This is a genomic window from Halobacillus sp. B23F22_1 (genome assembly GCF_043497005.1).
GTDB lineage: Bacteria > Bacillota > Bacilli > Bacillales > Halobacillaceae > Halobacillus_A.
The window spans coordinates 1,316,612-1,334,398 of record NZ_JBIEKE010000002.1 but is presented as its reverse complement, the minus strand read 5'-3'; the positions used below and the strand labels follow the sequence as shown (position 1 = coordinate 1,334,398).

At 40.3% G+C, this 17,787-nt stretch carries 22 protein-coding genes; 11 read left to right on the top strand and 11 right to left on the bottom strand.

The window, feature by feature from the left end; translation table 11 throughout:
* Positions 1–38 precede the first annotated feature (38 nt).
* Positions 39–902 carry a DMT family transporter gene (locus tag ACGTNH_RS14645; protein WP_394587612.1) on the bottom strand — a complete coding sequence of 288 codons (864 nt, stop codon included), beginning with the start codon at positions 900–902 and terminating at the stop codon, positions 39–41.
* Between the two features lie 152 nt (positions 903–1,054).
* Here ACGTNH_RS14645 and ACGTNH_RS14640 point away from each other — a divergent pair, with 152 nt between their 5' ends.
* A complete protein-coding gene (locus tag ACGTNH_RS14640; RefSeq protein ID WP_394587611.1) occupies positions 1,055–1,333 on the top strand; it encodes a hypothetical protein in 279 nt (92 codons plus the stop codon).
* A 414-nt stretch (positions 1,334–1,747) separates the two neighbouring features.
* On the opposite strand, the gene ACGTNH_RS14635 is transcribed toward ACGTNH_RS14640, so the two are convergent.
* From ACGTNH_RS14635 to ACGTNH_RS14625, 3 genes are read right to left on the bottom strand one after another with little or no spacing between them, the layout of a single operon-like run.
* On the bottom strand, positions 1,748–3,409 hold the full coding sequence (locus ACGTNH_RS14635) for a putative ABC transporter permease subunit (protein ID WP_394587610.1): 1,662 nt from the start codon (positions 3,407–3,409) through the stop codon (positions 1,748–1,750).
* The gene (locus tag ACGTNH_RS14630; RefSeq protein ID WP_394587609.1) at positions 3,402–4,124 is read right to left on the bottom strand and encodes an ABC transporter ATP-binding protein; all 723 of its coding nucleotides are present in this window, start codon (positions 4,122–4,124) and stop codon (positions 3,402–3,404) included. Before ACGTNH_RS14630 ends, ACGTNH_RS14635 begins: the two co-directional genes overlap by 8 nt.
* Before the next feature lie 52 nt (positions 4,125–4,176).
* Positions 4,177–4,692 (bottom strand): GNAT family N-acetyltransferase, encoded by a 516-nt coding sequence (locus tag ACGTNH_RS14625; protein ID WP_394587608.1) that lies wholly within the window; start codon positions 4,690–4,692, stop codon positions 4,177–4,179.
* A 97-nt stretch (positions 4,693–4,789) separates the two neighbouring features.
* Between ACGTNH_RS14625 and ACGTNH_RS14620 the strand changes: the two genes are divergently transcribed.
* Positions 4,790–5,341 (top strand): sugar O-acetyltransferase, encoded by a 552-nt coding sequence (locus tag ACGTNH_RS14620; protein ID WP_394587607.1) that lies wholly within the window; start codon positions 4,790–4,792, stop codon positions 5,339–5,341.
* A gap of 83 nt (positions 5,342–5,424) precedes the next feature.
* Positions 5,425–6,177, top strand: coding sequence for a type I methionyl aminopeptidase (map, locus tag ACGTNH_RS14615; RefSeq protein WP_394587606.1), 753 nt, complete (start codon positions 5,425–5,427; stop codon positions 6,175–6,177).
* 57 nt (positions 6,178–6,234) lie between these two features.
* On the opposite strand, the gene ACGTNH_RS14610 is transcribed toward map, so the two are convergent.
* The 4 genes from ACGTNH_RS14610 to ACGTNH_RS14595 all read right to left on the bottom strand — a co-directional run bounded on the left by ACGTNH_RS14610 (position 6,235) and on the right by ACGTNH_RS14595 (position 8,753).
* Positions 6,235–6,435 carry a cold-shock protein gene (locus tag ACGTNH_RS14610; protein ID WP_079529279.1) on the bottom strand — a complete coding sequence of 67 codons (201 nt, stop codon included), beginning with the start codon at positions 6,433–6,435 and terminating at the stop codon, positions 6,235–6,237.
* Between the two features lie 259 nt (positions 6,436–6,694).
* Positions 6,695–6,895, bottom strand: a complete 201-nt coding sequence (locus ACGTNH_RS14605; protein ID WP_188376689.1) for a cold-shock protein — start codon at positions 6,893–6,895, stop codon at positions 6,695–6,697.
* Positions 6,896–7,053: 158 nt separating this feature from the next.
* Entirely contained in the window at positions 7,054–7,911 is an 858-nt protein-coding gene (locus ACGTNH_RS14600) for a hypothetical protein (protein ID WP_394587605.1), read from the bottom strand.
* Positions 7,912–7,928: 17 nt separating this feature from the next.
* Positions 7,929–8,753, bottom strand: coding sequence for an alpha/beta fold hydrolase (locus ACGTNH_RS14595; RefSeq protein WP_394587604.1), 825 nt, complete (start codon positions 8,751–8,753; stop codon positions 7,929–7,931).
* A 95-nt stretch (positions 8,754–8,848) separates the two neighbouring features.
* On the opposite strand from ACGTNH_RS14595, the gene ACGTNH_RS14590 reads away from it, so the two are divergent.
* On the top strand, positions 8,849–9,625 hold the full coding sequence (locus ACGTNH_RS14590) for a cobalamin-binding protein (protein ID WP_394587715.1): 777 nt from the start codon (positions 8,849–8,851) through the stop codon (positions 9,623–9,625).
* A gap of 29 nt (positions 9,626–9,654) precedes the next feature.
* Here the strand turns inward: ACGTNH_RS14590 and ACGTNH_RS14585 are convergent, their stop codons facing one another.
* Positions 9,655–10,488, bottom strand: a complete 834-nt coding sequence (locus ACGTNH_RS14585) for an MBL fold metallo-hydrolase (protein ID WP_394587603.1) — start codon at positions 10,486–10,488, stop codon at positions 9,655–9,657.
* A gap of 293 nt (positions 10,489–10,781) precedes the next feature.
* Positions 10,782–12,164 (bottom strand): Na+/H+ antiporter NhaC, encoded by a 1,383-nt coding sequence (gene nhaC / locus ACGTNH_RS14580; RefSeq protein WP_394587602.1) that lies wholly within the window; start codon positions 12,162–12,164, stop codon positions 10,782–10,784.
* Positions 12,165–12,506: 342 nt separating this feature from the next.
* On the opposite strand from nhaC, the gene ACGTNH_RS14575 reads away from it, so the two are divergent.
* From ACGTNH_RS14575 to ACGTNH_RS14560, 4 genes are all read left to right on the top strand, one after another.
* Positions 12,507–13,238, top strand: a complete 732-nt coding sequence (locus tag ACGTNH_RS14575) for an AzlC family ABC transporter permease (RefSeq protein ID WP_394587601.1) — start codon at positions 12,507–12,509, stop codon at positions 13,236–13,238.
* Complete coding sequence (locus ACGTNH_RS14570; RefSeq protein WP_394587600.1) at positions 13,238–13,528, top strand: AzlD domain-containing protein; 291 nt, start codon at positions 13,238–13,240, stop codon at positions 13,526–13,528. Before ACGTNH_RS14575 ends, ACGTNH_RS14570 begins: the two co-directional genes overlap by 1 nt.
* A gap of 58 nt (positions 13,529–13,586) precedes the next feature.
* Positions 13,587–14,036, top strand: coding sequence for a hypothetical protein (locus ACGTNH_RS14565; protein ID WP_394587599.1), 450 nt, complete (start codon positions 13,587–13,589; stop codon positions 14,034–14,036).
* A 91-nt stretch (positions 14,037–14,127) separates the two neighbouring features.
* Entirely contained in the window at positions 14,128–14,658 is a 531-nt protein-coding gene (locus ACGTNH_RS14560; RefSeq protein WP_394587598.1) for a GNAT family N-acetyltransferase, read from the top strand.
* 185 nt (positions 14,659–14,843) lie between these two features.
* Here the strand turns inward: ACGTNH_RS14560 and ACGTNH_RS14555 are convergent, their stop codons facing one another.
* Positions 14,844–15,713 carry a cation diffusion facilitator family transporter gene (locus ACGTNH_RS14555; RefSeq protein ID WP_394587714.1) on the bottom strand — a complete coding sequence of 290 codons (870 nt, stop codon included), beginning with the start codon at positions 15,711–15,713 and terminating at the stop codon, positions 14,844–14,846.
* A gap of 218 nt (positions 15,714–15,931) precedes the next feature.
* On the opposite strand from ACGTNH_RS14555, the gene ACGTNH_RS14550 reads away from it, so the two are divergent.
* From ACGTNH_RS14550 to ACGTNH_RS14540, 3 genes are all read left to right on the top strand, one after another.
* Positions 15,932–16,147 carry a hypothetical protein gene (locus tag ACGTNH_RS14550; RefSeq protein ID WP_394587597.1) on the top strand — a complete coding sequence of 72 codons (216 nt, stop codon included), beginning with the start codon at positions 15,932–15,934 and terminating at the stop codon, positions 16,145–16,147.
* 152 nt (positions 16,148–16,299) lie between these two features.
* Positions 16,300–16,908, top strand: a complete 609-nt coding sequence (gene wrbA / locus ACGTNH_RS14545; protein WP_394587596.1) for an NAD(P)H:quinone oxidoreductase — start codon at positions 16,300–16,302, stop codon at positions 16,906–16,908.
* A 532-nt stretch (positions 16,909–17,440) separates the two neighbouring features.
* Positions 17,441–17,683 (top strand): IDEAL domain-containing protein, encoded by a 243-nt coding sequence (locus ACGTNH_RS14540; RefSeq protein WP_394587595.1) that lies wholly within the window; start codon positions 17,441–17,443, stop codon positions 17,681–17,683.
* Positions 17,684–17,787 lie beyond the last annotated feature (104 nt).

Here is a 17,787-nt window from a genome sequence, read left to right as displayed (position 1 = left end):
GTGAAATTCGGTACCTGGTACCGAATTTCTTCTTTACTTTAAACGGCTGGCTTAGCTTCTTTATTATTACGTAAAAACATGTAAAGAGAAGCACCGAAAATAGTGAAATACCCTACTATACTTAACCAGTCTGGAACTTGTCCAAATAAAAAGATGCTGATAAGAGCAGAGTACACGACGGTGGAGTAGAAAAATATAGATATCTCTCTGGCGGGAGCAAATTTGTAAGCAATCGTCAGGCCGAATTGACCAACTGTTGCAAATCCTCCTGCAGAAAGAAGGTAAATCCACTGTTCAGTAGACATAGGCTCATAGTACGCAATCGTAAACGGAGTCAGGGAGACTGTCGTAAAAAAGGAGAAATAAAATACAACAGTGTAGAACTTCTCTTTATCTCCTAACACTCTTAACAATGTATAGGCACCAGCAGCGAATACGGCAGAAAAGATCCCTGCTAAATAGGGGATAAATTCGATGGAAAACTGCGGTTTAATAATGAGCAGGGTGCCAAAGAAAGCAATGACAATGGAAACCACCTGGTACGTTCGCGCTTTTTCTTTTAAAAAGATCGCTGAAAAAATAATTAATAAAAATGGACTTAGTTTATTCAGCATATCAGCATCAGAGAGAACAAGATGGTCAATAGCATAGAAAAACAGCACCATTCCAATCGTACCCAAAGCTGAGCGAGATAGGAGAAGCCCCTGGTTTTCTTTTTTTCCAAATAGACGTTCTTTATGGTAAATCACTAATCCAAAGGCGATAACTGCCGAAACAGCATTTCTAAATAATGTTTTTTGGACAGTAGGTACATCACCTGAAAGTTTAACGAAAGCCGCCATCATAGCGAAGCCGAATGCTGAAATAAGTAGTAGTATGATTCCTTTATTACGGTTGCTCATGCTTAGGATCCTCCATTAATTTTAGCTTTTACAAAAACACCTGTACTATCCTAATACATTCACATGGTAATTGAAAGAAAAAGGCACAAGTTTGACACAGGAGAGTGTTATCGCTACCCTTAAAGAAGAATATGGGGAAGGAGGCGTATAAAATGATCTGTTCTCAGCCGATCGTTTGGGTGGTGCGAGAAATTAAACATAACCAGCAGCATTTCATCGAAGAGGAATCTTCGATCGACTTATACTATGATCAAGTAGTTACGCCGTTTGAACAATTCCCTATGAAAGATATTCACGATGCGTCTTACCGTCCCTTATCAGGGCGTTTAGGTTTCTTTTATTTACACACCATACGAGGCGTTTTTTCCTATAAAGTTAAAGAATCACCTGAAAAATGGATTGCTGAATATAAAAAAGTGCAAATAAAGTAAAGAAGGAACAGAACGGAATAAAGCAAAAAATCATCCGAACGATTCTATTGAAATCAGTTCGGATGATTTTTATTTCATCGAATGTAAGCCGCTCGCTCAAAATCCATGAGGTCACTGAAAAACTATAGTTCCAAGAAAGATAGAATGTAAAAAAGCAGCCCTTCATAAGTTCTCACGTTTTTTCGCCAGACACCGCATAGAAAGTTTTTTTGAAGTAGTTATTTGTTTGAACATACGTATGGGTGCTAGATTGATCTCTGTTGAACTTCTTGACCATGTTATCTGAGGCCGTGCCCGCGGCAAGCATCCATCGACAAGCGATTTGTGAGGCTCAATATGATTAGACAGGACTTTTTCAGTGACCTCAAGGGGCTTTCGCTCCTGATGACAAGCAGGGTTTCTCTTTTCTTTCTTTTATGAGGCTATGGAATAAAAGTGATTGTTAATCATCTTTTTTAAAATGAGATGACTGACGAATGTAGACACAGCGAGCAGCACTGTTAATACACCTGTTGTACTCCATAGACCAGTGATAAACGATGAATTCCATATAATTAAAACCATACTGCCAAAGAGAACGACTTCTATTACTAAAGCCAAAATACCAATTATCCGTCCTTTAAAGATTTCACGTTCATCCGTCCATTTAAGGTTCGGCATATATAAGTCAAGGGAGGTGCCCACAACACTTGCCGCCCAGTTAGTAACCAATGATAACACCAGCCATACGCTGACAATATCAGCAGGAATGTTCATAAAGCCAAGAGCAATTAAACTGATTACAAGTAAGGTGATCAGATTGATGGTGAAAGCAGCAAGTACTTTACTAAAAATCACAGTTTTAGGTTGAAGCGGCATATATAAGTGATTAAACCAGCTCTTTCCATCCCGGGAAACAGATGAAATGGATGCAGGATTAATTCCAAGCGCAAATACAGTAAAGCCAAGCATAGCCAGCACGATATATTTTTCATCCGTCCCCTCAAGCATCGAGCCAATACTTGCTGCTGAGAGACTGCTATTACCTGTATCAAACACAACGATAACGATAAACAACACAGGAAAAACGAGAGACTGGACAATGATTTGAGTGAAGAAAGTCGGTGTGCGCAGCATAATCTTCATTTCTTTCATCCAGCTTATATACAGGACGTTCTTTTGCCTCGTTTGTTTTATCACTTTCTTTTTATTTAAGCGGTTTTTAGACCCAGCTGATAAACCTAGCACTCCTTTAAAATAGAGCTTTTGTCCAGCCGTAAGGTAAATGAGAAATAGGAGAGCGGTTAATAAAAATAAGAGCATCAAATAAAAGAAACCAAGTAACGTAGCCGGCTGGGTTAAGCTAATTGAGCTTAAGTAAGCAGAAGGGAAGAAAGCTGTAACTAGTTCTAACAGGGCATTCTTTTCCATAAACACTTGGCCAAGATCTTCACCAAATTGAGAAGATCCTGAGTCTAGTCGCAATATAATATTTAATCCGATGATAAAAACAAATGTAAATAAACCTGTCATTATTTTTATTCGATCTTTATTCTTGGATAGGTTAAGAAAACGCATAAGATACATTATGACGATGGCGGTCAAGGCAAAAGGAAGAAGGGGCGTAACGAGCCAGATTAAAAAAGCGTACATGTAATAAAGTACTCCGGCATCACTGTACCCTCCATAAATAAATAATGCTGGAGCTAAGATCACTGCATTCGTTACATATAGCGTTAAAAAAGGAGCAGCGGATTTACCAAGCATAATTTGATAAGGGTGGTAAGGCAACGAAATAAAGGCTTCAATATCTTCAGCAAAGTAAAAAGAGCTGATAATTGAACCAAGACTGATAAATATAAATAGACAGAACATTGAAATGAGTAGAATTCCTATAATGAAACTTTCATTGTTTAAAGGGGCAAGGACCTCATAAAGACCCCCTATAATGCCGTCCATCGCGTAAAAGATAAATAAAGAAAAAGGGATAGCAAAGATAAATAGAAATAGATAACCCATTTTCTCACCTGAGCTTTTGCCTGCCATGGAAAACTGCATCTTTAACATTAATCGGATTAAGCGCCAGGTTTTATTCATGCTGAGTCAGCTCCAAGAAGACTTTTTCTAAATTATCATCATCTTTAAAGTGACGTTTCATCTCGGCCATATCACCTAAGAATTCAAGTTGGCCGTTATTAATAATAGCCACTTCGTCACACAGCTGTTCAACCACTTCAAGAACGTGGGTAGAGAAAAACACGGTTTTGCCTTTTCTGGCATGTTCACGCATCATTTCTTTTAAAGTAAAAGAGGATTTAGGGTCTAATCCTGTTAATGGTTCATCAAGAATCCACACCTCAGGATCATGTAGTAAGACCCCACACACGACTATTTTCTGCCTCATGCCATGAGAGTATGTAAGAATATGATCGTTTAACGCATGTTGAATACCGAAGCTTCTCGTTAAGTTGTTAATTTTCTCTTTTCGTATTTCTGTAGGCACGTGGTAAACATCGGCAACATAATTTAAATATTCGATTCCTTTTAAGCGTAAAAATACATCAGACCGATCCGGCACGTACCCTATTTTTTGTTTTGTTTCTAAGGGCTTTTTAGCCATATCACTACCGTTGAGGATAATCCTGCCTTCATCAATAGGTAAAATACCGGTCATCATTTTAATGGTCGTTGACTTGCCAGCTCCGTTTGGGCCAAGAAAACCAAAAATTTTTCCGTTATTTACTTGCAGAGATAAATCACTTACAGCCACTTTACCAGAAAATTGCTTTGAGATATTCTCAATCTCAATCATAAAGGTCCCCCCTTTGTTCTCTTAATCTATACGACTAAAGTGTAAAAATGTTTCAGCTTCCAGGGGAAGAAATGAAATATTCCATCCAGTACTCATCTAGATAGCGGTCTTGAAGCTTAATCGCATGGTGTTCTGTTCCAAATATTTTAAAACCTGCTTTTTCATATAATCGAACGGCTGGTTTATTATCAGTGACAACCGCAATCTGAATGAGCTCTATTTCTAAAGAAGCAGCTTCTTTGATCATTTCCTCAATAAGTAGTTTTGCTGTTCCACTGCGACGGTGAGCGGCTGTTACGTATACACCCACAATAGAAGCTTTATGGAGGTATTTGGGGTGAGAGCCTTGAATGAGCGTGGCTACGCCTATTAGCTGTGGTCCCTCAAAAGCACCGACTGTGATTGCTTGAGAGCTGTCTAATCGTTCAGCTGTCGATTCAATTGGGTTCGGTCGCTGCTTTTCTTGTTCATAAGTCGTAATAAAAGCATCTGGGTTGGTTAAAAGTGCTTCAAGTCTTAATTCGCGATAAGCTGCGGCATCTTGGCCTGTTAGTTTTTTTATGTTCATCGTATTATCCTCTCCTAATTGTTCTAAGGTTAGCGAATCAATGTGATAAAGTAAAGGAAGAATATTTAAAATTAATATGAAATAAGGGGAATGTCAAATGTCAGAAAAAGAAAAGATGATAGCCGGAGAGCTTTATAAGTCATGGGATGAAGAGTTAGTGTATGAAAGGCAAAGAGCAAGACAGCTTCTACATGAATATAATCATTCAAAGGTGACGGAAGAACATTACCGCGGGCAGATTCTTCAAGATTTATTTGGTTCAAGTGGGGAAGGGGCCTTTGTCGAACCTATGTTTCAATGTGATTATGGCTATAATATTCATGTTGGCGATCACTTTTTTGCAAATTTCAATTGTGTTTTTCTAGACGTATGTCCGATTATGATTGGAGATCGAGTCATGTTTGGGCCGAATGCTCAAGTGTATACGGCTACTCACCCTTTAAGTAAAGAGGAACGAGCAACGGGGCTGGAATCCGCAAAGCCGATTACAATCGGTGATGATGTGTGGGTAGGAGGCAGTGCTGTCATTAACCCGGGAGTTAAAATAGGAAATGGTGCTGTCATTGGTGCAGGGGCTGTGGTTACAAAAGACGTGCCATCCAATGTGTTCGTTGGAGGAAACCCGGCCAGGATAATTAAAGAGATTTAAGACGGCGTACTAGTCTTGAGTCTTATTTTTCGTTATGATACAAGATGGCAGAAGCATTTAGATAGTAAAGAGAGGGATCGGGTATGATTAAAAGAAAGAGTAAGCGAGAAATAGAACTTATGCATGAAGCGGGGAAGCTGCTGGCAAATGTTCATAAAGAACTGCGTCACTTTATTAAACCAGGGGTTACAACATTAGAAGTAGAGAATTTTGTAGAGAATTACTTAGCCAAACACGGAGCTACTGGTGAACAAAAAGGATATCAGGGCTACGAGTTTACAACTTGTGCTTCGATAAACGATGAAATATGCCATGGATTCCCTCGTGATGAGAAGTTGAACAAAGGGGATATCGTAACAATTGATATGGTAGTTAATTTAAACGGTGCGTTAGCAGATTCAGCTTGGACCCATGCTGTAGGTGAAATTAGTGAAGAGGCTCAGAATTTATTAGATGTAACGAAAACGGCATTATATAAAGCTATAGAGCAAGCGCAGGCGGGTAACCGTATTGGTGATATCGGCCATGCTATACAATCTTATGCTGAAGGAGAAGGTTATTCAGTTGTACGCGACTTTACCGGCCATGGCATTGGAGAAACGATTCACGAGGATCCGTATATCCCTCATTTCGGTCAAGCGGGTAAAGGAGCACGGTTGAAAGAGGGGATGGTGATTACCATCGAGCCTATGATTAATATCGGAACGTACGCTAATAAAATGGATGAAAACAATTGGACGGCACGAACACTGGATGGTTCATTGTCAGCTCAGTATGAACACACCGTGGCAATTACAAAAGATGGTCCCCTTATTTTGACTGAGCAAGACGAATGATAAAACAGCCTGTCTGAGACAATTAAAAAAGCTCCCATAAAGGGAGCTTTTTTTATATTATGCTTTTTGAACGTTAGCAGCTTGAGGTCCGCGTTGACCTTCTTGGATTTCGAAGTTTACTACTTGTCCTTCTTCAAGAGATTTGAATCCTTCTTCTTGAATAGCAGAGAAGTGAACGAATACATCGTCTTGACCTTCAACCTCGATGAAACCGAAACCTTTTTCTGCGTTAAACCATTTAACTGTACCTTCTACCATGTAGAATACCTCCTGCGTGGAACTCTCTCCACAATGTATTACTATTCTTGCTCTTCACACAATCAAGACGAAAATCACTATGAAGCAATTTCTTTGAATCGTATCCGAACAACAATAACTATAAATAGTATAACAAATTGAGCATTTAAATGATACTATTTAAGAAATAAATTTTTTGCACACTGGTTTTTTTTTTAGATGGGAATTGTTTAAGGAGCTTTGTTCAATAAAAAAACTCCCATTACGGGAGTTTTTATTATTATGCTTTTTGAACGTTAGCAGCTTGAGGTCCGCGTTGACCTTCTTGAATTTCAAAGCTTACTGCTTGTCCTTCTTCTAGAGATTTGAATCCTTCTTCTTGAATAGCAGAGAAGTGAACGAATACATCGTCTTGACCTTCAACCTCGATGAAACCGAAACCTTTTTCTGCGTTAAACCATTTAACTGTACCTTCTACCATGTAGAATACCTCCTGCGTGGAACTTTGCCCCACATTGTATTACTATTCTTGCTCTGATATTCAATCAAGACGAACTCACTATTACGTTACCTTCTCTGTTATGAATCGAACAACAATAATTAACCCAAGTATAACAGGTTGTGAGGGAATTGCAACCCCTACTCCTGAGATTGAATATATTTTGATTCTTCCATAACTTGATAAAGGGACTTTTCAATCAATGTTATGACGCGGTCTTCAGGGATTAGGAGCAGTTCTGGTAAGGTATATCCTCTTTTTAACATGTGTTCAACCACGCACCAGCCGACGAATCCAGCTTCATTCTGATAACCAGATGCTCCAGTTCCTTTTGTAAAAGAATAGATGGCCTTATAGTCAGACCGGCGTAAGTGAGGGAAGATATTCATCATGATTCGTGTAGGTTCAAGCTGACACTTTGACATCCAGGGATAGAGGCTTGTTCGGCTGGTATCTGAGGCTGCTACTAGATTAGCCGTATGTAGAGCCAGCCCTTCAAGAAAGATAACAAATGCAATATTAATTAAATGTGATGGATTTATTTTTGATTGGTTAAGATAAACAGCTTTTACGAGCTCATTGACGAAATAGATGGGTTTCCACTCTTTTTCAATCGGATAATAAAGCGTGTACGCTTCGTTATCTTCTATCTCAATAAATGGATCGGTTTCAAAATCACCGACAAAGAAAACAACGTTCAAGTGCATAGGTTCAAAGGCGCGAAGTTGTTCTCGAATGCAGGATACATAGCGGTAAATGCTCTCTTCTTCAAGTTCAAAACCGCTGATATGACAGAGTGCTTCTTCGTACTTGGGAAAAGCTTGAGTGAGCATTTCTTTAGCTAATTGTTCTCTCTGCTCTTCTCTTCGAAAAGGATTAAAGCCATAATGTTTTTTCCAAATATAAAACCGTTCCTCCAGGTCGGCATTTAAATTTGAAGCGTGTTCATAAAATGTTAGAAATTCATTTTTATAATGAGAAATCTTGATGGCGTCCACATTTATCCCCCTTATCCTTATTGAGTTATGAACTCAAGGCGCTTTCTCCAGACGTTTGCAGCATATTCTCCAATCCAAATGAGATGGCTGTCTGATTTAACTTCATATATTTCACAGTTTGGTACCGTAGATTGCAGCAACACAGCATTAGAATAATCAACGCTGCGATCCTTTTGGGTGTACATCCCTAAGACAGGAACTTTTATTTGATTCATATTTGCAGCTTTGTGCGTGATGTCTAACAGGAAACCTTTACCTGATTGAAACGAGCACAACATATCATAGATAAAGCGGCGATCATTGGGAGAAAGATTATTTAAATAATCTTCTACCGGCTCTGTCGTTAATGAGCCCATTATTTGTTTGATCGCTATGTTAGGGGAGACTTTAAGCAAAGTTCTCATAACTTTCCACACAGCTTTTTCCCCTCTTCCAAAAAGTATGCGTGCCTGCGACAGAGTTTTATGATCCCAGGGGCTGAGCAGGGCAGCTTCCATGATTAACTTGTTTACTCTTTCATGATGGTTAACAGCTAAGGCAACACCTGTAGGACCAGCGGCAGAAATGGCAATAACGGTAACTTGATCAATTTTTAAATGGTCAAGTACTTCAATTATGGTTTGAGCAAACTCTTCAGGAGTCCGCCCAGTAGTTACTTCTGTGCAATCATAACCCGGGCGTGAAATGGATAGTAAAGCATACCCTTCGTAAACTAAGCTATTGTGTGACAAGTCAGTATCTCTAGTGCAATGACCTCCTTTAAGAAGCAGAAGGACGGGCCCATCGCCTATATAAGAATACTCGACCAATCCTTTGGAAGTATCAAACAATGTTGATGCCACACTGTTCACCCTTTCTATCTTTTTCCTTATCCTAAATATAAGCTATAATGAGAGAAATTGAAACATCAGACGATTCAGAAAAAAGGAGTGGTTTTATTCGAATTGTGTCGATTTGCCCAAGCAATACTGAAATTGTAGCTTATCTAGGTTTGACGGGGATGTTGATTGGTGTCGACAATTATTCTGATTATCCTGACACCGTTCATGAATTACCTAAATTAGGGCCGGATCTTTCTATAGATATAGAGAAGGTAGCTAGCATGAATCCTGATCTCGTGCTTGCATCATTAAGCGTTCCAGGAATGGAAAAGAATATTGAAGGATTGAAGGACCGTCAGATTCCTTATGTCGTTCTTAACCCTCAGTCTCTAAATGAGATTGCAGAGGATATTAAGAAGGTAGGGGAAGCAGTCGGGCAGAAAGATTTAGGTGATAAGAAATCGATAGAGTTTTTAAAAGAGATCGAAACGTATCGTAAAGCTGCTCAGTTATCTAGTCACAAAAGACCTTCCCTTTATTGGGAATGGTGGCCTAAGCCTATCTTTACCCCAGGGAAGGCAAATTGGTTAACTGAAATAAGTGAGTTAGCCGGCGGATATAACATATACTCGGATGAAGAAGAAGCAAGCATACAAACCAATTGGGAGGATGTTAGAAAGAAGCAGCCTGATCATATTTGTATGGTGTGGGTGGGAGTAAAGGAAGAAAAAATGAACCCAGACATTGTGAAGAAACGACCGGGATGGAGCAAATTAGAAGCTATACAAAATGACCGGATTCATGTTTTAGAAGAATCCCTTTTCTGTCGGCCTAGTCCGCGGCTTTTAAAAGGACTGAAAAAAATAAAAGGTGTCTTAAACAATTACAAATAAAAAGACCGGCAGTTATTCTGGGCGGTCTTTTAATGAAGCTTGCTTTGATTATTAGGGATAGCAAGTTCTTTAAAATTAAGGGCAAGATGACTCAACTGTTCTTGGAGAAGCTCACCATCCATAGGGAGGCCATGACCTGTTAAAGCTGTGACAGGGTTAAGTGCAGCAAGTTTTTTTACAGAACGTTCAGCCTCTGGCCAATTAGGAGTGAAATAAGCTGGGGGACCGTGAACGTGCTGATGTTGAATGAAAGCTGCCATACTGGATTCCTGCTTCACAGTGATGAAAGCATCTCCAGCGATCAAGGTTCGATCTCGATCTCGAAATAGGGAGATGTGACCAGGCGTATGCCCGGGTGTATGAATTACTCGCCATTCATTTGAAAAAGGGATCGACCCATCTTTCGGCAGCGGATGAACCCATTTTTTTAGATTGACGGGTTCCGTTGGGAAAAAAGGTGAGAGTACGGCCAGTAATCCACCTCCAACTGTTGAATTCCCTACTGGGTAAGATCTCTTGCCTGTTAAGTAATCCAATTCTTTTTCATGGGCGTAAATAGGAGTCTTGTAGTGTTGTGCCAGTTTTTTGGCCGAACCGATATGGTCGAAGTGTCCATGTGTTAAAATAATGGCTTGGGGCGGCTCAGGCCCATACCTTTTTTCAGCGGCTTCAATTATTCTTTTTGCATAATGATTAATGCCGCAGTCCACTAAAACCCATTCCTTAGACCCGGGTTTACCTATAAAGCCTACGTTAGCCATTAGTGTACGATAATAAGCAACATCCTCCAGCACCTCATCTGCTTCGGCGTGGGTCATGTCAAAATAGCCATCTTGCGGCAGCTCTTGATGTTCTTCCTTCATGTTCTCATCACTCCTTTACTCGATTAGTTTGGATGAGGAAGCAAGGTTCTATTCGCAGCTTTAAAATAACAAACCTTGTGCCTGTAATCTTTTTTTGCCGGCAGGAGTGGAAGTGTTAAGCTTTTAGGTAAGAAAAAGGCTCTCGTCCATATTGTTGGTAAATGGATGAGAGCCTTTTTCCTATCTTTTTCGCATCACCTCTTCATTTAAAGCCATTGGGGTTTTCCCCTTTCTAAATAGAAAAAGCACATAGCTTATTTAGAAGAACAGGTATTTCGTACTTATGTTCTTTATTAATTCGTTGTTGCTTTGGTTAAGGTTTTTCCTGTAATTCCATAAAGGATTGTTAATAATGGTGATAGTAAACAGAAAAAGGCAAAAGGTAAATAGTCAATGACCGGTACTTCTAATACGTCAGCTAAAAATACTCCGCAAACACTCCACGGCACGAGTGGATTAATTACTGTGCCTGCATCTTCGAGTGTTCTCGATAAATTCTTACGCGCCAGGTTTACTTTCTCATAAAAATCCTGATAAGCTTCTCCTGTTAATAGGATAGATAAATATTGTTCTCCTATGGCTAAGTTAATGCCTATCGCCGTGAAAGCAGTGGAAAGCGTAACAGAGCGAGCAGAAGTTAAAGCATGCTGTACATTTTGTAATATGGAAGGAATGATTCCTGTAACGAAAAACAAACCTCCCAACGCTAAAGCCAGGATGACAAGGGAAATAGTGAACAGCATATCATTCATTCCCCCGCTTGATAGCAGTTCATTTACAATCTCATGATCAAAATCAGCGACAAAACCTCCAAACCAGGAATTCCACAGTTCCGACCATGTCAGTGAGCCTCGCAATCCTGCGATACCTGTAGCTATTACACTTGTAATGGCTAGCGAGATAAAAGCTGACTTCTTACTAATAGTTAATAAAATAAGAATCCCCAGTGGAATCCATGAACTCCAATGAATAAGCTGCGTGGAAACAAGCTCTTCCTGCAAGGATGTTAATTCCCCGCTCCTAGATTGAACAGAAGGAGAAAGAAAAGCAAATAAGATAAAGCTGATGACGAAAGCTGGGACTGTGGTCCACGTCATGTTTTTTATATGCTCAAACAAATCAACTTTAACAATGGTTGAAGAGAGGTTTGTTGTATCAGATAGTGGGGACATTTTATCACCAAAGAAGGCCCCTGAGACAACAGCTCCTGCCGTAATAGATACAGAAAAGTCTCCTGAAGAAGCGACGCCTATCACTGCGACGCCCACAGTAGCAGCTGTAGTAAAGGAGCTGCCTAAAGCGACTCCTACAATTGCAGTAATCGCAAACGTCAAGGCGTAGAACCAAGGCCCTCCCGTTAATGTGAAAGCAGCATTCATAAGAGCAGGGATGGTTCCACTGGCCATCCAGCTGGAAATTAATATACCAATGAGAAAAAATAACAATACAGCTCCTAATCCGGTTTGAGCTCCTTGAGTCATTCCGTATTGAAGCTTGGAGAAAGGCATTTTTTTAATGGAGCCATAGGTAATCATAATAAGAATACCGAGCAGAATTGGAACGTGAGGAGCACTTTCTATCCAGATAATGAAATAGCTGATAATTGCCATGATAACGAGAAGTAAAGAAGCTGACTCGATTACTCCGGGTAGTTGTTTTGGGCTTAAATGAAACATCTTTTATACCTCCTTAAATCATAAAAAAACTCCGTCCCCTTCTATAAGGACGAAGCTGAACTCCGCTTTCCCACCCTGATCGAGGTGCAAAATCATCCGCTTTATAGATGGGGTCATGCTTGATGTTCAGGGGATTTTCAACGGCTGCCTGATCTATAAGAACTGTGATTTTCCACCATACTTTAAGAGGGGGTGTCACGATTGTATTTTCATACTTGAACGCTTTTATGCACTGAAGAATCCTTGTAAATCATAAAATAGATTTTAATAGATGTCAATTTATTTTCAACTAAAAACGAATCATGTATAATAGTGGAAATTTGGTGAAAGGAGACTTGAACAATGAATTCAGAAGCCGTACAAATGATACAATATTCCCGGTTTCAAATGGTAAGGCGCGGCATTATGGCTGGATTCCCGATAATGCTGGGTTATATCCCTGTAGCATTAACTTATGGGGTGTTAGCTTCACAGTCAGGAATGACAAATATTGAATTAACGTTAATGAGTGTACTTGTATTTGCAGGAGCCGCGCAATTTTTAGCTGTGAGCATGGCAGCTGCAGGTACAGGGGCTATTGAAATAATAATCGCCACCTTTGTCTTAAACTTTCGCCACTTCGTTATGAGTCTCTCTTTCATGAATCGATTGCGATCGATTGGATTAAGAGCTAAAGTGCCGTTAGCACTCGGTTTAACAGATGAAACATTTACAATGTCTTCTTTACATAAGCGGGAAGCAAAAGAGGAGTTTGGATCATGGTTTTATGCTTCATTAATGTTAACTGCGTATTTTTCATGGGTCGGCGGTTCATTCTTAGGCGGGGTATTGGGGGATGTGATCCCGCAGCGTTTAAGTGAGAGTATGGGGGTCGCATTGTATGCTATGTTCATTGGTTTACTAATCCCCTCTGTAAAAAAATACAATCGAATTGCTTACATTGCACTTGCAGCAATGGTTATCAATTATTTGTGCCAGATTTGGGGAATGAGCCAGGGGTGGGCGATAGTAGTGGGGACCCTTCTTGGAGGGGCAGCCGGTATATGGATCCTGGATGATGAGGAGGAAGAATAATGGTATGGATGATTATAGGAATGGCTATCGTTACAGCGGTGCCACGATTTTTGCCAGCTTTCATCGTTGATCAAATTCGTTTTCCTAAGTGGATTGACAGATGGCTGAATGCGATTCCTTATGCCGCCTTGGGTGCTCTAATTTTCCCCGGGATCCTAAGTGTTAAGCCGGATGCTCCACAAATCGGGGTGATTGCAGCTTTAGTTGCCGCTGCTCTGGCCTGGCTTAACCTTAATATTATCCTTGTCGTGGCAGGGGCAATTGCCTCCGTTTTTATCATGACTTTTTAGCACGCCCATTAGGTTTACGCATAACTTATAAAGAAACTCCATGAAGGGATGGAACGTTATGCATAGACAAAATGGATTTCCTGGAGGACAATTTCCTGGTTTAGGCCCAGGACAGGGAGGACCAGGCGGAGGCATGGGACCCGGAGGACAATTTGGCCCTGGAGGTCCTGGTGGAGGCCCCGGGGGACCGTTTGGCCCTGGAGGCCCCGGGGGCGGTCCCGGAGGTCCCGGCGGACCACCGTTTGGTGGAAGTCCACAGCTGCCACCACCTCCAAGCGCGCCGCCTTCTGGACAGAGCCCAGGTTTATACGCAGTAGATCCTGGTTCACTTTATGGCTGTCTGTATCGGTATACGTGGATGCGTTTAAACAACGGGCGGCGTTTTTGGTTTTACCCAGTATTCATAGGAAGAACTTCAGTAGCAGGGTATAGATGGCGTCCTAACCGACGTCAGTGGGATTACTTTGGCATTGATACAAACCGAATTGCCAGCTTCCAATGTTTCTAAACAGGAGAATATGGAAAAAGGTATCACAAGCGTGATGCCTTTTTTTCTGCTAAAATAAAACCATCAACAAGGTGGAAAAGGAGAGGTCATGATGGCCCAAGTAAGAGAAGCTAAATTTGAAGATGCGGAACAAATTGCTAATATTCACATACAAAGCTGGAAATCTACATATAAAGACTTAATTGATGAACAGGATATGAGCAACATTACGTTAGAAAATCGTATAGCCTTATGGGAAACGATTTTAAAATCGCCTATAAACGGGCAGATTGCCTATGTGATAGAAAATGATAACGGGCAAGTAGTGGGTTTTGTTTCAGGAGGAAAAGAACGAACGAAGAACTACAGTTATGATGGGGAAATTTATGCGATTTATATGCTGGATAACTACCAGCGAATGGGATATGGGAGTATGCTCCTTAGTACTTTTGCCAAAGCAATGAAAGAAGCAGGCTATGAGTCTCTGCTCGTTTGGGTGCTTACGAGAAATCCTTCAGCCATGTTTTATAAAATTCTTGGGGCTAAGCCTGTAGAAGCTGAGGAAGTAACGATTGGCCAAGGAACTTATGAAGAAACAGCTTATGGATGGGAAAACATTAACGAATTGGTACAGGATATATAAATACCATTTAATCGTTTAACTAGATGATTTTATCTGGAAGAAAAAGACGCATTCCATGAAGCATGGCGAATGCGTCTTTTCTAACACTTAATTCTCCTGTCATCAGAACCTATTTCATTTCAAAATGTATTATCCTCTGGTTAAACTTTTTCTAAATGTTATTTCTAAATGTTATAAGGGGGGATTTATTCTTCATATGGCTCAATGTGGATGTGAGCGTAGTAAATGTGAAGTTTCTTCTCTAAGATGGATTCAACTTCATCCGTTATTTCATGGCCTTCCTCTATCGTTATTTTTGGATTCACATGAATCGTAGCCTCAACTAAAGTCTGATTGCCTTGCAGTCTGCCTTTTACATCTCGCACAGCCCAGACTTCTGGGTGAGCCTCTATAAGTTTGCGGATTTCCTCGATTTCTTCTTCATCAAATCCATCTGTTAAACGGTGACTAGAATCTCTAAAAATATACCAAGCCGTTTTACAAATGATGAATCCTACTATTAAACCGGCTAAAGGGTCCAGCCAATAAGCACCAAATTGAGATCCGAATATACCTATTGCGGCACCCACACTGACAAGAGCATCGGAGCGGTTATCTTGAGCAGCAGCATATAGCGCATTGCTGTTAACCTTTTTAGATAGATTTAAGTTGTAGCGATACACACCAAACATAACGACAGCGGCAGATAATGCGGTCCAAGCTGTTAGTAAAGAAGGTTCGATTGATTTCTGCTGGATAATATCTTGAAATGTTCCAATAATGACTTCAAGTCCAACAGTCATCATAATGAAAGCAGCAATTAATGAAGCAATGGTTTCTGCACGGAAATGCCCGTAATGGTGATCCTCATCCGGTGGTTTTCTTGAGATTTTTAATCCAATTAAAACAGCGACAGATGCTACTACATCCGTTGTATTATTTAATCCATCGGCTCGTAAGGCTTCTGAATTACCGATCGAAGCTACGATGAGTTTAACTGCAGCCAGGATAAGGTAAGCAATAATACTAACCCAGGCCCCGCGCTCTCCTTTTTTTAAGTTTTCATATTCTCCCATCATTTTGCGCCTCCACTCCGTAACTTAAAGCATGGTTAAGCTTACCAAAATCAACCCGTGTGGGTCTAGAGAAAAAAAGCTATCCCAATGCACATCCCTTGGATAAGGTAAGGTTCTTTGCGTGAACTCAACTCATTAGGATTAAAGATCGGGGAGTTAGGGTAGATATTTATAAGATTTTATATTTAATTATATATTGACCAGAGAGGGGAGTATTTATGATTCAAGAAAAAATTGTTATAGAAGGTTATGTCAAAGGAATGAAATTTTCAAAGACGTTAAACCTTACGTACGACCCCGATCATCAAGATATAGAGGAAGCACTCATTTATTATTATGGGAGTAGTGCGCTGTCATTTGAAGAACTCGCCATTGAACAGGGCTGGCACGATTCTTATTGGACATACCCAACATACTTAAACCTTGTAATGTAGAGCCTTCTAAAGAAGGTTCTTTTTTTGCCAAAATATCTCGAAACTAAGATTCTTTAGTTTGAGTGATGGAGGAGCAGGGTAAAAGTTATATGTGAATATGACATCTTATGGTGGAGACAATAGGAACTACACTTAAAAAGGAGAGGTTATTTATGGCAAATGTGAAGTTGGCGATTATTTATTACAGTTCAACAGGGACGAACTATCAAATGGCCCAATGGGCTGAAGATGCGGCTCAGCAGGCTGGAGCTGAAGTGAAGCTTGTTCGTGTTCCTGAACTTGCACCGATGGAAGCTATTGAACAAAATCCTGCCTGGAAAGAACATTACTTAGCAACGAAAGATAAAGTACCTGAAGCGCAAGTGGAGGATCTAGATTGGGCCGACGCACTGGTTTTCAGCTTTCCTACAAGGTTTGGTACACTTCCTGCCCAGGCGAAGCAATACATTGATCAGGCTGGCGGATTATGGGCGCAAGGTAAACTCGTCAATAAAGTAGTGAGTGCTATGACATCCGCTCAGAATCCTCACGGTGGACAAGAAGCCACCCTATTAAGCTTATACACAAGCATGTTCCACTGGGGGGCCATTGTGGCAGCCCCTGGCTACTCCGACAATTCCATCTTCTCTGCTGGAGGAAATCCGTATGGAACAAGTGTTAGTGTAGACGGAGAAGGTAATATGAAGGATGATATTGAACAAGCGGTTCGTCACCAGGTAAATCGAACATTGGAAGTAGCAGGAAAAATTGTGAATGGTTAAACGCTGAAAGCTCTTCTTCGAAGAGAAATCAGGCTGTCAAACTCTCGACAGCCTGATTTTTTTCTGACTTCTTTCATTTTTTACTTCGCTTATTTGTTATTAAGAGAAGGTGGAGCTTAGCTTTGCATTAAAAGAACTGCATGGGCTGTGTTATAGTCGTTTGCGTGGAAAAGAGAAAATGAAGGTATGGACGCTGATAACGGCTGCATGCCAGAATTGGAAAAAGGTTGTCCTCCATCAAGCGAGGGTGAGCTTGGTGAAGGAGAGTCTTTTCTGACTTAAAAAAATTTCAAAAGGCCTTCGCTACTGGCGGCAAGTAATAAAGCTTGTGGTAAACAGGGGGTGCTCCACAATTTGAGCTCTATTCTTTGAAAAGAACTTTTATTTTTTAAAAAAAATTAAGACGAGCAAATGCCTCTATAGAGGTTTAAAATGAAGAAATTCGGGAATTGTATAACTAAATATTCAGAATATTGTTGCTAAAAGTCTGGAAATCCTTCATAATGAAAAAAAGCAATTAGGGGGTAATCTCATGAGAAAGCAAAAATTAATCTACGTGCTGCGTCGTGACCCTGGGTTTAGAAATCGTGAAATTACTGCAAAAAGAGAATTGTCCTTTGGGATTAAATTAGCCTCAAGGCTTATGCTAGATGAATTAAGCTTTCAGTTTAATAAAGAACGTTTAGATGAAGAAATCAATATGGCCATTGCAAATAATGATCGTGAAGAATTTGAGCGCTTAAGCTTAAAATATCAGCCATATACATGGGAATAATAAATTCAGGTGCCTCTCTCAGGAGTGGCACTTTTTTTGAAAATGTTTATGCAGATGCTTCATAACAATGTTATAGTTGGAGAGAATATTTTACGTAGGAAGGT

Excerpts from the sequence above, each read along its gene's own strand:
- ACGTNH_RS14575 (WP_394587601.1), top strand. The coding sequence starts at position 12,507 with ATGAATTCAGAAGCCGTACAAATGATACAATATTCCCGGTTTCAAATG.
- map (WP_394587606.1), top strand. The coding sequence starts at position 5,425 with ATGATTAAAAGAAAGAGTAAGCGAGAAATAGAACTTATGCATGAAGCG.
- ACGTNH_RS14570 (WP_394587600.1), top strand. The coding sequence starts at position 13,238 with ATGGTATGGATGATTATAGGAATGGCTATCGTTACAGCGGTGCCACGA.
- ACGTNH_RS14540 (WP_394587595.1), top strand. The coding sequence starts at position 17,441 with ATGAGAAAGCAAAAATTAATCTACGTGCTGCGTCGTGACCCTGGGTTT.
- ACGTNH_RS14560 (WP_394587598.1), top strand. The coding sequence starts at position 14,128 with ATGGCCCAAGTAAGAGAAGCTAAATTTGAAGATGCGGAACAAATTGCT.
- ACGTNH_RS14610 (WP_079529279.1), bottom strand. The coding sequence starts at position 6,435 with ATGGTAGAAGGTACAGTTAAATGGTTTAACGCAGAAAAAGGTTTCGGT.
- ACGTNH_RS14555 (WP_394587714.1), bottom strand. The coding sequence starts at position 15,713 with ATGGGAGAATATGAAAACTTAAAAAAAGGAGAGCGCGGGGCCTGGGTT.
- nhaC (WP_394587602.1), bottom strand. The coding sequence starts at position 12,164 with ATGTTTCATTTAAGCCCAAAACAACTACCCGGAGTAATCGAGTCAGCT.
- ACGTNH_RS14605 (WP_188376689.1), bottom strand. The coding sequence starts at position 6,895 with ATGGTAGAAGGTACAGTTAAATGGTTTAACGCAGAAAAAGGTTTCGGT.
- wrbA (WP_394587596.1), top strand. The coding sequence starts at position 16,300 with ATGGCAAATGTGAAGTTGGCGATTATTTATTACAGTTCAACAGGGACG.
- ACGTNH_RS14630 (WP_394587609.1), bottom strand. The coding sequence starts at position 4,124 with ATGATTGAGATTGAGAATATCTCAAAGCAATTTTCTGGTAAAGTGGCT.
- ACGTNH_RS14585 (WP_394587603.1), bottom strand. The coding sequence starts at position 10,488 with ATGAAGGAAGAACATCAAGAGCTGCCGCAAGATGGCTATTTTGACATG.
- ACGTNH_RS14625 (WP_394587608.1), bottom strand. The coding sequence starts at position 4,692 with ATGAACATAAAAAAACTAACAGGCCAAGATGCCGCAGCTTATCGCGAA.
- ACGTNH_RS14565 (WP_394587599.1), top strand. The coding sequence starts at position 13,587 with ATGCATAGACAAAATGGATTTCCTGGAGGACAATTTCCTGGTTTAGGC.
- ACGTNH_RS14620 (WP_394587607.1), top strand. The coding sequence starts at position 4,790 with ATGTCAGAAAAAGAAAAGATGATAGCCGGAGAGCTTTATAAGTCATGG.
- ACGTNH_RS14635 (WP_394587610.1), bottom strand. The coding sequence starts at position 3,409 with ATGAATAAAACCTGGCGCTTAATCCGATTAATGTTAAAGATGCAGTTT.
- ACGTNH_RS14645 (WP_394587612.1), bottom strand. The coding sequence starts at position 902 with ATGAGCAACCGTAATAAAGGAATCATACTACTACTTATTTCAGCATTC.
- ACGTNH_RS14550 (WP_394587597.1), top strand. The coding sequence starts at position 15,932 with ATGATTCAAGAAAAAATTGTTATAGAAGGTTATGTCAAAGGAATGAAA.
- ACGTNH_RS14640 (WP_394587611.1), top strand. The coding sequence starts at position 1,055 with ATGATCTGTTCTCAGCCGATCGTTTGGGTGGTGCGAGAAATTAAACAT.